At 64.8% G+C, this 11,805-nt stretch carries 12 protein-coding genes and 1 tRNA gene; 9 read left to right on the top strand and 4 right to left on the bottom strand.

Annotation, left to right across the window (positions count from 1 at the left end; all coding sequences use genetic code 11):
* Window positions 1–85, bottom strand: a tRNA-Leu gene (locus DW352_RS17975).
* A gap of 139 nt (window positions 86–224) precedes the next feature.
* On the opposite strand from DW352_RS17975, the gene DW352_RS17970 reads away from it, so the two are divergent.
* Entirely contained in the window at window positions 225–1,199 is a 975-nt protein-coding gene (locus DW352_RS17970; protein WP_115692623.1) for a complex I NDUFA9 subunit family protein, read from the top strand.
* 194 nt (window positions 1,200–1,393) lie between these two features.
* On the opposite strand, the gene DW352_RS17965 is transcribed toward DW352_RS17970, so the two are convergent.
* Complete coding sequence (locus DW352_RS17965) at window positions 1,394–2,242, bottom strand: undecaprenyl-diphosphate phosphatase (RefSeq protein WP_115692622.1); 849 nt, start codon at window positions 2,240–2,242, stop codon at window positions 1,394–1,396.
* 207 nt (window positions 2,243–2,449) lie between these two features.
* Here DW352_RS17965 and DW352_RS17960 point away from each other — a divergent pair, with 207 nt between their 5' ends.
* Both DW352_RS17960 and queG read left to right on the top strand, forming a co-directional pair.
* Window positions 2,450–3,142 carry a glutathione S-transferase family protein gene (locus tag DW352_RS17960; protein WP_115694477.1) on the top strand — a complete coding sequence of 231 codons (693 nt, stop codon included), beginning with the start codon at window positions 2,450–2,452 and terminating at the stop codon, window positions 3,140–3,142.
* Complete coding sequence (queG, locus tag DW352_RS17955) at window positions 3,040–4,254, top strand: tRNA epoxyqueuosine(34) reductase QueG (protein ID WP_115694476.1); 1,215 nt, start codon at window positions 3,040–3,042, stop codon at window positions 4,252–4,254. Before DW352_RS17960 ends, queG begins: the two co-directional genes overlap by 103 nt.
* 122 nt (window positions 4,255–4,376) lie before the next feature.
* Here queG and DW352_RS17950 read toward each other — a convergent pair whose 3' ends face one another.
* A complete protein-coding gene (locus DW352_RS17950) occupies window positions 4,377–5,150 on the bottom strand; it encodes an alpha/beta hydrolase (protein ID WP_115694475.1) in 774 nt (257 codons plus the stop codon).
* A gap of 82 nt (window positions 5,151–5,232) precedes the next feature.
* Here DW352_RS17950 and DW352_RS17945 point away from each other — a divergent pair, with 82 nt between their 5' ends.
* From DW352_RS17945 to infC, 3 genes are all read left to right on the top strand, one after another.
* Window positions 5,233–6,429: a glycosyltransferase gene (locus DW352_RS17945; RefSeq protein WP_162827026.1), complete on the top strand. Its 1,197-nt coding sequence runs from the start codon at window positions 5,233–5,235 to the stop codon at window positions 6,427–6,429.
* Window positions 6,430–6,558: 129 nt separating this feature from the next.
* Window positions 6,559–7,833 (top strand): glycosyltransferase, encoded by a 1,275-nt coding sequence (locus tag DW352_RS17940; protein WP_245434163.1) that lies wholly within the window; start codon window positions 6,559–6,561, stop codon window positions 7,831–7,833.
* A 169-nt stretch (window positions 7,834–8,002) separates the two neighbouring features.
* On the top strand, window positions 8,003–8,542 hold the full coding sequence (gene infC / locus DW352_RS17935; RefSeq protein WP_210210015.1) for a translation initiation factor IF-3: 540 nt from the start codon (window positions 8,003–8,005) through the stop codon (window positions 8,540–8,542).
* Window positions 8,543–8,604: 62 nt separating this feature from the next.
* On the opposite strand, the gene DW352_RS17930 is transcribed toward infC, so the two are convergent.
* On the bottom strand, window positions 8,605–9,579 hold the full coding sequence (locus tag DW352_RS17930) for an SAM-dependent methyltransferase (protein WP_115692619.1): 975 nt from the start codon (window positions 9,577–9,579) through the stop codon (window positions 8,605–8,607).
* A gap of 368 nt (window positions 9,580–9,947) precedes the next feature.
* Here DW352_RS17930 and rpmI point away from each other — a divergent pair, with 368 nt between their 5' ends.
* The 3 genes from rpmI to pheS all read left to right on the top strand — a co-directional run bounded on the left by rpmI (window position 9,948) and on the right by pheS (window position 11,805).
* Complete coding sequence (gene rpmI, locus DW352_RS17925; protein WP_115692618.1) at window positions 9,948–10,148, top strand: 50S ribosomal protein L35; 201 nt, start codon at window positions 9,948–9,950, stop codon at window positions 10,146–10,148.
* A gap of 69 nt (window positions 10,149–10,217) precedes the next feature.
* A complete protein-coding gene (gene rplT, locus DW352_RS17920; RefSeq protein ID WP_115692617.1) occupies window positions 10,218–10,577 on the top strand; it encodes a 50S ribosomal protein L20 in 360 nt (119 codons plus the stop codon).
* A gap of 145 nt (window positions 10,578–10,722) precedes the next feature.
* Window positions 10,723–11,805, top strand: a complete 1,083-nt coding sequence (pheS, locus tag DW352_RS17915) for a phenylalanine--tRNA ligase subunit alpha (protein ID WP_115694473.1) — start codon at window positions 10,723–10,725, stop codon at window positions 11,803–11,805.

Below are 11,805 nucleotides of genomic sequence, written 5' to 3'. Positions count from 1 at the left end.
TGGTGCCCAGGAGAGGACTCGAACCTCCACGGTGTTACCCGCTAGTACCTGAAACTAGTGCGTCTACCAATTCCGCCACCTGGGCACAGGCGGGGCGATAGGTACGGAGCCGCGTTCGCCTTGTCAATTGAGGGTTTCTTCCCGCCCACGCCCCTGTACAGCCCCCGACCGATCCTGTATTGCCCGGTTCGACGAGATCCCTCCCGAAATTCAGCGAGAGCGGCATGACCGCACGCAGTCCTTACGACACCCTGGTCACGGTTTACGGCGGTTCCGGCTTCCTCGGCCGCCATGTGGTGCGCGCGCTGGCCAAGCGCCATTACCGCATCCGCGTCGCCGTGCGGCGGCCGGAACTCGCCGGCCATCTGCAGCCGCTCGGCCGCGTCGGCCAGATCAACGTGGTACAGGCCAATCTGCGCAACGCCGCCTCGGTCGAGGCCGCGGCGCGGGGCGCCCATGTGCTGATCAACCTGGTCGGCATCCTGTTCGAGCGCGGCCGGCAGAAATTCGATTCGGTGCACACCTACGGTGCCGAGCAGGTGGCCCTGGCCGCGACGGCGCACGGCGCTTCGATGATCCAGGTTTCCGCCATCGGCGCCGACGAGAATTCGCCCTCGCATTATGGCCGCTCGAAAGCGCAGGCCGAGAAGCTGGTGCTCGCGGCGCAGCCGCAGGCGGTGATCGTGCGGCCGTCGATCATGTTCGGTCCGGAGGACGACTTCTTCAACCGCTTCGCCTCCATGGCGCGCATGTCGCCGTTCCTGCCGCTGGTCGGCGGCGGCGCGACGCGCTTCCAGCCGGTCTTCGTCGGCGACGTGGCGCGCGCGATCGCGGACGCGGTGGACGGCACGCTGCGTGGTGGCGCGACCTACGAGCTCGGCGGTCCGGAAGTGAAGACCTTCAAGGAGCTGATGCAGTTCGTGCTCGCGACCATCGAGCGCAAGCGCATCCTGTTGCCGCTGCCGTTCTTCGCGGCGAAGATCCCGGCTTATGTCGCGCAGTTCATGCCGACGCCGATGATCACGCCCGACCAGGTCGAATCGCTGCGCGTCGACAACGTCGTCGCGGAGCAGGCGATCAAGGAAGGCCGCACGCTGCCCGGCATCGGCATCACGCCCGATTCGCTGGAAGCGATCGTGCCGTCTTATCTCTGGCGTTTCCGCAAGACCGGCCAGTTCCGCGCGCAGCCGACGGTTTAGAGCGTAAGCGCACGTCAAACGCACGGCATCTCCACTTGGTCATTGCCGGGCTTGACCCGGCAATCCATGACGCCGCGCCGCATTCGCCTGACGTACGGCTCTCATGCGGGGAAATGCATCATGGATGCCCGGGTCAAGCCCGGGCATGACGGTGGAGAGGCTTCGGTCGCGAGCACCGAAGACCGATCAAGCACTCACATAAAATACAGCGCGAAAATCCCGAAGCTGCCGAGCAGGATGCGCCACCACGCGAACACCGCGAAGGTGTGGCGCTGCACGTAGCCGAGGAACGTCTTCACCACGATCCAGCCGAAGATGAACGAGGCGATGAAGCCGATGGCGATCAGCGTGATGTCGCCGTGCATCAGGTCGGCGCGGCTCTTATAAGCCTCATAGGCGAAGGCGCCGACCATGGTCGGCATGGCCAGCCAGAACGAGAACTCCGCGGCCGAACGGCGGTCGGCGCCGAACAGCATCGCGCCGACGATGGTCGCGCCGGAGCGCGAGACGCCGGGGATCATCGCCAGGCACTGGATGACGCCGATGCCGAAATACATCGGCAAGGTGAACTCGGTGGCGTCGAGATAGCGCGGCTTGAGCGCCATGCGGTCGATCCAGATCAGCACGAAGCCGCCGACGATGAGCGAGATGCAAACGATGCGGACGTCGAACAGATACTGCTTGATGTAAGAGCCCGCGATGGCGCCGATGACGGCGGCCGGCAGGAAGGCGAGCAGAACGCCGATGACGAAACGCGCCGCTGCCCAATCCGTGAACATGTTCTTGGCCAGCCCCAGGAGGCGGCCGAAATAGATGGTCAGCAGCGCCAGAATGGCGCCGAGCTGGATCAGCACGGCGAAAGACTTGCCGAAGGCATCGTCGCCCCAGCCGAGCACGTGTTCCATCAGCAACAGATGCCCGGTGGATGATACCGGCAGGAACTCGGTGAAGCCCTCGACCACGCCGAGCACTGCGGCCTTGACCATGTCGATATGCGGCCCGCTCAGACCGACAAGGGCCGCCTTGATAGCGTCTAAATTCATGGGAGTTTGGCTCCGGAGATCTCGCTCGCCGCGGGGGCCGATGCGCGATTCGTGCAGGAATGGAGGGCTTTTGGCGTATCGGACTTATCGAGGCAAATTAAAAAGGCGTAGCTGGGGCCAATTTGCGCTGACGGGGCGTCTACCTATAGTGCCATCCACCGATTCTCGTGCGTGCGGCCGTCGCGGCCGCTTTACTCCGGCCATTTCATGCTGACGTTGTTCCAACACCCGCTTTGTCCACGCTCACGCTACGTGCGCCTGATTCTCAATGAGTATGGGATCGACGTCCGGCTGATCGAGGAGCGCCCGTGGGAACGGCGCGAGGAATTCCTCCTGCTTAATCCGGCAGCCGAACTGCCGGTCTTGGTGGCGGATGGCCAGCCGGCCGTGCCGGGCGCGGGGATCATCGCCGAATATATTGAGGAGACCCAGGCCGCCGATCTGATCGAGGGCCGTCTGTTGCCCGAATCGATCGGCGCGCGGGTGGAGGTGCGCCGGCTGGCGAACTGGTTCAACGATAAGTTTCACGAGGAGGTCAGCGGCCCGCTGGCCCTCGAGCGCGTGTTCAAGCGTCATATGACGCGGGAGCAGGGCGGGGGACCGCCGGACACCGACTCGCTGCGCGCGGCCCGCCGCAATATCCGCTATCATCTGCACTACATCGGCTGGCTGGTGCGCACGCGCGATTGCCTTGCCGGGAACGAGATCACCTTGGCCGATCTCGCCGCGGCGGCGCATTTGTCGGTCTGCGATTATCTGGGCGAAGTGCCGTGGAACGAAGACGAGGTAGCGAAGAACTGGTACGCGCGGGTGAAGTCCCGCCCGTCGTTCCGTCCGCTGCTGGGCGAGACCCTGGCCGGCATTCCGGCGTCGGCGACTTACGCCGATCTCGACTTCTGACCGATCCCGAAGCGATCAGGCTGGCGTTGACCGGGGAGGCGCGCCTCCTCGGTTTCGATTGCATTGGCATCACGCGGCCGGACGCGGTGCCCGAAGCCAAGGTCCGGCTCGAGCGCTTCATTGCCGACGGCGCCTATGGCGACATGACGTGGATGGCTGAGACGGCGGCGCGGCGCGCATCGCCGCTGGCGCTGTGGCCCGAAGTGCGGTCGGTGATCATGCTCGGCATGAACTACGGGCCGGATGAGGACCCGCTCGCGGTTTTGAAAGAGCGTACGCGCGCCGCGATCTCGGTCTACGCCCAGGGCGACGACTACCACGACATCATCAAGAAGCGACTGAAGGAGATCGCGCGCTGGCTCGTCAGGCAGGCGGGCGGCGACGTGAAGGTGTTCGTCGATACCGCGGCGGTGATGGAGAAGCCCCTGGCCGCCAGCGCGGGCCTGGGCTGGCAGGGCAAGCACACGAATCTGGTGTCACGCCAATACGGCTCCTGGCTGTTCCTCGGCTCGATCTTCACGACGCTTGAACTGCCGGCCGACGGCCCGATGGATGGCACCTGCGGCTCGTGCCGCGCCTGTCTCGACGTTTGTCCGACCGCGGCATTTCCCGCGCCGTACCGGCTCGATGCGCGCCGCTGCATTTCGTATCTGACCATCGAGCACAAAGGGCCGATCCCGCGCGATCTCCGGCCGCTGATGGGCAATCGCATCTATGGCTGCGACGATTGTCTCGCGGTGTGCCCCTGGAACAAGTTCGCGCAGGTCGGCCGCGAGGCGAAGCTCGCCGCGCGCGATGCGTTGCGCGCGCCGGGTTTGGCGGAGCTGTCGCGACTCGACGATGCGCAGTTCCGCGCGCTGTTCTCCAAGAGCCCGGTCAAACGCATCGGCCGCGATCGCTTCGTGCGCAATGTGCTCATCGCGATCGGCAATTCGGGCGACGCGTCGCTTGCCGTTGAAGCCGAGCGGTTGCTTGGCGACGAGTCGCCGCTGGTGCGCGGCGCGGCGGTGTGGGCGTTGAGCCAGTTGGTGACGCGCGAAGAGCTTGAGAAGCTGAGTCGCCACGACAACGATGACGACGTCAAAGGAGAGTGGGCTGCAGCGGGTCTTTAGGACGTGACGCGCAACCACCAACTCCGTTCGTTCCCGCGAAAGCGGGAACCTAGGGGCGTCCGGCAAGAGCTTAAGAACTGGGTCCCCGCTTTCGCGGGGACGAACGAACAAACATACGCCAGCTAAAACTCCTTCACCGCCGCGATCAGCCGCTCGATGTCCTCGGGACGCGACAGGCGATGATCGCCATCCTTGATCAAGGTCAGCACCACGTCCTCGCGTGCCAGGCGCGTGACCAGCTCCTGCGCATGCTGCCAGGGCACGTCGGGGTCCTGCACGCCCTGTAGGATGTGCACCGGACAGCGGGTCTCGATCAGGCCGCCGAGCATCAAGTGCTTGCGGCCGTCCTCGATCAGCCCCTTGGTGATCGGATAGCCTTCGCCATCATAGGCGGACGGGCGCGTCCAGAAGCCCTTCGTCTCGATTTCCTTTTTGATCGCCGGAGAGAACTGCTTCCACATCAGTTCCTCGGTGAAATCGACAGCCGGCGCGATCAGCACCATGCCGGCCAGCGGCGCGGATCCCTTCAGCGCGTGCAATCGCGCTGCCAACAGCAATGCAAGCCAGCCGCCCATCGATGAGCCGATCACGACCTGAGGGCCTTTGGCGAACTGCGTGTAGACCGCGATGCTTTCTTCCAGCCAGCGGCCGATGGTGCCGTCGATGAAGGCGCCACCGGATTCGCCATGACCGGAATAGTCGAAGCGCAGGCAGGCGCGGTCGTTCTCGGCCGCCCAGGCATCGAGCGCGGCGGCCTTGGTGCCCTTCATGTCGGACTTGAAGCCACCCAGCCAGAACAGGCCGGGAGGGCTCTTGCCCTCGCGCAGCCGCACGGCGATGGTCCTTGCGGGTGGGGGTGATTCTATCGTCAGCGTCGTCAGGCGCGCCTCGCTCATGGTCGCTTCAGGCCTATGCAGGGATGATGGCTGGTTGGGCATCTTGTCGCCGCAAGCGCGCCTCGCGCGCAAGGGGGTGGCGTTGAATTGGCCGCCTCAGCCTCGCTCGCTCGCCGGCGCCACTATTCTCCAGATCGTGCCGGCCCTGCGCGACGATGCCGCCGGTCACGCCGCCATCGATATCGCCGTGACGCTGCTGAAGTCCGGCGCGCGGGCCGTCATCGCCGGCGACGACGGCCCGCTGGTCGGCGAGTTGCGCGCGGCGGGCGGCGAGTTCTTGCATATGGTGAACGACACCATCGATCCGCTGCGGATTCGCAAGAATGCGCGCCTCCTCGCCTCGCTGATCGCGGGTCAGCGCATCGATATCGTGCATGCCCAGAGCGCCGGCGCGGCCTGGAGCGCTTTGCAGGCGACGCGCCGCCAGCCCGTCTTCCTGGTGACGTCGTTTCCCGATCGTCTCACCGCGGACAATTTACCGCGCCGGATGTACCGCGCGTCGCTGGCGCGCGGGGGCCGCGTGATCGCGCCGTCGAGCTACGTCGCGGTGGCGATGATCGAGCGCTACAAGATCGCGCCGCAGCGGATCACCGTCATACCGCGCGCGGTCGACACCGCCGCGTTCAATCCCGCCGCGATCACTTCCGACCGCATTGCGGCGATGCGGCGCGTCTGGGGTGTCTTGCCGCATGTGCGCGTCGTGCTCGTTTCAGGCCGCGTCGCGCCATGGAATGGCCAGATGGGCATGGTCGATGCCGCGCGGCTTCTCGTCGCCGAGAGCGATCGCAACATCGCCTTCGTCTTTGCCGGCGAAGACCGCAGCAACTTGCGCTATGCGCACGCGCTGCGCCGTCGCGCGGAGGTTCACGGTATCGACACACTCTGCCGTTTCATCGGTCATTGCGCCGACATGCCGGCGGCGCTCGCCGCCGCCGATGTCGTCGTCGTGCCGGCTTTGCAACCGCCGCTCACCGGCCGCGCGGTTTCGGAAGCCCAGGCGGTGGGCCGCCCGGTCGTCTCGACCGCGATCGGCATGCTGCCGGAAAATCTGCTGGCGCCGCCACGCATGCGCGAGGCATTGCGCACCGGATGGGTGGTGCGTCCGGGCAATGCGGGCGAACTGGCGCGCGCGGTGCGCGCCGCGCTCGCGCTCGATACCACGGCTTACGAGGCCCTCGGCGCGCGCGCGCGTCAATTCGCCGAGTTCATGTTCTCCCCACAGAGCGTTGCCGACGCCATCCGTGGGGTTTATACCTCGGTTCTGGCTCGCGACGCCTGACTTGGATCATCGCCGCTTTTCGCGGAACAACGATGCGGTCGGCGCAGCCTTTGCGAATTCACGTGTTGCCACGTTGACGCACGTCGTCCGACGGTTCGGCCAAGTTCGAAATTCGAGGTTGCTGAGCGCATGTCAAGCCTGCCCGTCTCCGAAGCGCCGAAAAGACCGCAGCCGATGCTGCGCGACGTCGCGCGTCCGGATGGCCGCGGCGGCGAGGGGACCTTCAGCGTGCTCATCGTTACGCCGACGCTCGATGGCGGCGCATCCGATGCCGGCGCGGTCGAATTGACGCGCGTGCTCGCGCAAGCCGGTTATCGCGCCATCGTCGTTTCGCAGGCCGGCCGTCTCGTCGCGGATGTCTCGGCGATGGGCGCGCGCTTCGTGCCGCTCGACGTCGGCAGTAACAATCCGGCCGTGATGCTGCGCAACGCGTTCGTCTTGATGCGGCTCGTGCACGACGAACGGGTCGGCGCCATCCACGTGTTCGGCCGCTCCGCCGCCTGGAGCGCCTGCATCGCGGCGCGCCCGCGCCGCGTGCCGGTGCTGACGAGCTGGTTCAAGGGCTTTCGCGAGCAGAACGTCTTCAAGCATTACTATAACGGCGTGATGGCGCGCGGCGATCGTGTGCTGGCGGCGAGCGAGCAGATCGCGCAGCTGATCAACGACCGCTACGGCACGCCTTGGGACAAGATCGCTGTCGTTCCTTGCAGCATCGATCTCGACCGCTTCGATCCGACGCGCGTGTCGCAGGAACGCATCGACGCGATGCGGCACGTCTGGGGCGTCTCGCGCGACACGAAAGTGATCCTGATCACCGGCCGCATCCTGCGCCGCAAGGGCCACACGCTCGCGGTGAAGGCGGCGAAGCGGCTCAAGGAAATGGGCCTCAAGGACTTCCTGTTCGTGTTCGTCGGCGAGGATCGCGGCCGCACGCACTATACGGGCGAGCTGTGGGACCTGGCGCTGGCCACCGGCACCATGGACGTGATCCGCATGGCGGCGCCGGTCGCCGACATGCCGGCGGCCTACGCGGCGGCCGCGGTGGTCGCTTCGGCCGCCGTGCAGCCCGAGGGCGCGCCGCGCGCGATCCTGGAGGCGCAGGCAATGGCGCGGCCGGTCATCGTCTCCGACCTTGCCGCCGGCCCCGACGTCGTGCTGACGGCGCCGTCCGTGCCGGAAAGCCGGGTGGCCGGCCTGCGCTTCCAATCCGGAGACGATGCGGCCTTTGCCGCCGCTTTGCTGCGGCTGTTCGCGATGCCCGAGCCGAACCGGGCCATGCTCGGCCAGCGCGGGCGCGACTGGGTGCTCGGCCATTTCGACCGCGACACGGTCGCCGAACAGATCCTGCGCATCTACCGCGACCTCGGTGCAGCCGACGCTGCCCGCAAAAGGGCAGGGATCTGAACAATTTGCGCTTGATTTTTGCGTCTTTTGGCGTCCCGCGCCATGGAAGCGCGTTGACTTATTCGCCGTTTGTACCAATCTCTCGCTTTCCGGCGGTCCGCTGACCGCACCGGAAGCCGACGCTTTAGATTCACCGCTTTAGTTGAAACAGCAAGAGGAGAAGGTAGCCATTCGTCGTCCGATGAAAGCTGCGCAGCCCGCCCCGAAGGACGGTCCGCGCGTCAATGAGGAGATCCGCGTCCGCGAGGTACAGCTGATCGATGCCACAGGCCACAACCATGGCCCCACGCCGATTCAAGCCGCGCTAGAAATGGCGCAGGCCGCAGGTCTCGATCTGGTCGAGATCGCCCCGAATTCAGCGCCGCCCGTCTGCAAGATCCTGGACTACGGCAAGTATAAGTTCCAGGCGCAGAAGAAGGCTGCGGAAGCCCGTAAGAAGCAGAAGGTCGTCGAGATCAAGGAGATCAAGCTCCGCCCGATGATCGACGATCACGATTACGACGTGAAGATGCGCGCGATGAAGCGCTTCTTCGAGGAAGGCGACAAGGTCAAGATCACGCTGCGGTTCCGCGGGCGCGAAATGGCGCACCAGGAGCTTGGTTACAAGCTGCTGCAGCGCGTGAAGGAAGACGTCGCGGAGCTTTCGAAGGTGGAGTCCGAGCCGCGCTTCGAAGGCCGCCAGATGGTGATGCTGCTGGCGCCGCGCTGAGATTGCCGGACTGAAATGAGCGCGCCGCAAGCGGGAGCTTGCGGCGCGCTTTTTTTATTGGCTTAGCGGGCCGCCGCCGCCCGGCGCGTCGGGCGCTCGGCCCGCGCCCGTTTCAGCACCGCGGGACCGAAGCTTCCCAGCACATTGGTGCTGACATTCCAGAGTTTGTTGGCGCCGCTGACCACCGAGATCGCTTTCTGAATGGGCTGGCGGTCGATCTCCGCCTGCGGACGCGAGAGAAACAGGTTGGCGTGGTAAAAGCCGTCCGTTTCGCAGCCATAGGAGTCGATGCCGCGTGCCTCGACCGCCCGCACCGTGGCCTCCATCTCCTCGCGATTGGCAAAACGCCGCTGGACGAAGGTGGCGCCTTCATAGGGCTCGGTGACGAGGCCGCGCTCGGCCAGGGTGGCGACGATGCCGTCGTAGGGGAACATGCGCAGGACGAAGGATACCACCCACGGATCGCGCATGACCTCAATCAGCCGCCGGAAGGTCTTCTGGGTGACGTAGCCGACGCAGCCGGTCGAGACGATCAGATCGACGCCGGACAGCAGCTCGGCTTCAGCCGGGGTGAGGTCGCGGTTTTCGAGATCGATGGAAAGGCCATGGTCGAGAATGCCGCAGCCTTCCGCGTAGCGGACCGCATTGGCCGAAATATCGAGGCCGATGACGCGGACGTCGGGGTGCTTCGGCCAGGCGCGATAATAGGCCTCATCGAGCGCCAGCATCTCCTCGCCATTGAGCGATTGCAGGGCCGGCGCCGTGTAGCGCTGGCGAAGCTGCTCGTAGCCGACGGCATATTTCATCAGGGCGCCGTTGATGGCGTAGGAGCAGCCGAGGTCGAGCACGGTTACCGGCCGGTCCTGAAGCGCCCGGCGGCTGCGGATCAGCTGGCGGAAGATCGGCTGCGCTAAATGCGGAATAATATAGTCTAGCTGCCCCAAGTACTTGAAGTATTCCCTTGGATCTGTCGATGTATAAAGGTCGGAAAAGTCCATCTTTCCTTTATTCAGCTCGGAATAGCTGACGATATTCATAGCAATAGTTCTCCTTCCGCGCGCGGGCCGGTCACCCCATGGTCCAATTTTGTGCTAGTTTTGGTCTTATAGGCCGAGGTATCCTTGGGATCAACCCCGGAATACCTCTAAAATCATTGCGAATAGCCACAGCGCTGGGCCTCTGGCGTGCAATGACGTTCGACGCAACCGTTCTGCGGCTCAGGCGCGAGCATTCAGTTGTCAACAGGCGGCGCGTCTGCCATAACGCCGCCCTTCGTCGCCCGGCTGATCAAGGGCTGCCGTGGCGACGATATCCGCTCAATCCCGAGCACCATGCCTGAGACTTCGCGTCTCGGGCTTATTTTCGGCCGCGCGGCTTGCCGCGTCCGGTCGTGTAGGAGAGCAAAATGCCCAAGCTGAAGACCAAATCGGGCGCTAAAAAGCGCTTCAAGATCACCGCGTCCGGCAAGGTGAAATACCAGCAGTCCGGCAAGCGTCACGGCATGATCAAGCGGACCACCAAGCAGATCCGCGAACATCGCGGCACCAACGTGCTGTTCAAGACCGACGGCGACAACATCAAGAAGTACTTCCTGCCCAACGGCTAACCGTACTTCCGGCCTTCGAAGGCCGTCGCCCCTTTCAACGTTTGCTAGATCAGCTTTAGGAGTTTCATCATGGCCCGCGTCAAACGTGGCGTCACATCGCACGCCAAGCACAAGAAAGTTCTCAAGGCCGCGAAGGGCTATTACGGCCGCCGCAAGAACACCATCCGCGTCGCCAAGCAGGCGGTGGAGAAGGCCAACCAGTACGCCTTCCGCGACCGCAAGCGCCGCAAGCGCACCTTCCGCGCGCTGTGGATCCAGCGTCTGAACGCCGCCGTGCGTCCGTTCGGCCTGAACTATTCGAAGTTCATCGACGGTCTCGCCAAGTCCGGCCTGATGGTCGACCGCAAGGTTCTGTCGGATCTCGCGATCCACGAGCCGGCGGCCTTTGCCGTGATCGTCGAGAAGGCCAAGGCCGCGCTGCCGGCCTGAAGGCAAGCACCGCTTGTCGTCCCCGCGAAAGCGGGGACCCAGTAACCACCGGCCTCTCGTAATCTCGCTTGCGCCGGGGTTACTGGATCGTCCCCTTTCGGGGACGATGACGGTCCGTGGACTGTGAAAGGCCGTGCTCAAGACAATGTCCGACATCGCGCAACTTGAACAAGATCTGCTGAGCGCCGTCGGCGCCGCCCAAGACGAGGCGGCGTTAGAGACCGTGCGGGTATCCGCGCTCGGCAAGAGCGGCTCGGTCTCCGCGCTGCTCAAGACGCTCGGCGGCATGACGCCGGACGAGCGCAAGGCCAAGGGCCCCGCGATCAACGGGCTCAAGGACAAAGTCACGGCCGCCATTACCGCGCGCAAGGACGCGCTGGCGACGGCCGCGCTCGACGCCAAGCTCGCCAGCGAGACGGTCGACGTCACGCTGCCGGTGCGCGAAGCGCCGGCCGACACCGGCCGCGTGCACCCGATCAGCCAGGTGATCGACGAACTGACGGCGATCTTCGCCGACATGGGCTTTGCCGTGGCGGAAGGTCCCGACATCGAGACCGACGACTACAACTTCACCAAGCTGAATTTCCCGGAGGGCCATCCGGCCCGGGAAATGCACGACACGTTCTATTTCCCGCAGAAGGCCGACGGCTCGCGCCTCTTGCTGCGCACGCACACATCGCCCGTGCAGGTGCGCACGATGCTGTCGCAGAAGCCGCCGATCCGCGTCATCTGCCCCGGCCGCACCTATCGCAGCGACAGCGACCAGACGCATACGCCGATGTTCCACCAGGTCGAGGGCCTGGTGATCGACAAAAGCGCGCATCTCGGCCATCTCAAGTGGATCCTCGAAGAGTTCTGCAAGGCGTTCTTCGAAGTCGACAATGTGAAGATGCGTTTCCGTCCGTCGTTCTTCCCCTTCACCGAGCCGTCGATGGAAGTCGATATCCAGTGCCGGCGCGGCAAGGATGAAATCCGCTTCGGCGAGGGCGAGGACTGGCTCGAAATCCTCGGCTGCGGCATGGTGCATCCGAACGTGCTGAAGAATTGCGGCCTCGATCCCAACGAGTACCAGGGCTTTGCCTGGGGCATGGGCATCGACCGCATCGCCATGCTGAAATACGGCATGAACGACCTGCGCGCTTTCTTCGAGGCCGATGTGCGCTGGCTCAATCACTACGGTTTCCGTCCGCTCGACTTCCCGACATTGGCAGGCGGCCTCAGTCCGTGA

It is taken from the genome of Pseudolabrys taiwanensis, from assembly GCF_003367395.1.
In the GTDB taxonomy this organism is placed as follows: domain Bacteria; phylum Pseudomonadota; class Alphaproteobacteria; order Rhizobiales; family Xanthobacteraceae; genus Pseudolabrys; species Pseudolabrys taiwanensis.
Note: the sequence above shows the minus strand (reverse complement) of the source record. Positions and strands in the feature narration are given on the sequence as shown.

Excerpts from the sequence above, each read along its gene's own strand:
- DW352_RS17965 (WP_115692622.1), bottom strand. The coding sequence starts at position 2,242 with ATGAATTTAGACGCTATCAAGGCGGCCCTTGTCGGTCTGAGCGGGCCG.
- DW352_RS17930 (WP_115692619.1), bottom strand. The coding sequence starts at position 9,579 with ATGAATATCGTCAGCTATTCCGAGCTGAATAAAGGAAAGATGGACTTT.
- DW352_RS17960 (WP_115694477.1), top strand. The coding sequence starts at position 2,450 with ATGCTGACGTTGTTCCAACACCCGCTTTGTCCACGCTCACGCTACGTG.
- rplT (WP_115692617.1), top strand. The coding sequence starts at position 10,218 with ATGGCCCGCGTCAAACGTGGCGTCACATCGCACGCCAAGCACAAGAAA.
- DW352_RS17970 (WP_115692623.1), top strand. The coding sequence starts at position 225 with ATGACCGCACGCAGTCCTTACGACACCCTGGTCACGGTTTACGGCGGT.
- DW352_RS17940 (WP_245434163.1), top strand. The coding sequence starts at position 6,559 with ATGTCAAGCCTGCCCGTCTCCGAAGCGCCGAAAAGACCGCAGCCGATG.
- rpmI (WP_115692618.1), top strand. The coding sequence starts at position 9,948 with ATGCCCAAGCTGAAGACCAAATCGGGCGCTAAAAAGCGCTTCAAGATC.
- pheS (WP_115694473.1), top strand. The coding sequence starts at position 10,723 with ATGTCCGACATCGCGCAACTTGAACAAGATCTGCTGAGCGCCGTCGGC.
- DW352_RS17950 (WP_115694475.1), bottom strand. The coding sequence starts at position 5,150 with ATGAGCGAGGCGCGCCTGACGACGCTGACGATAGAATCACCCCCACCC.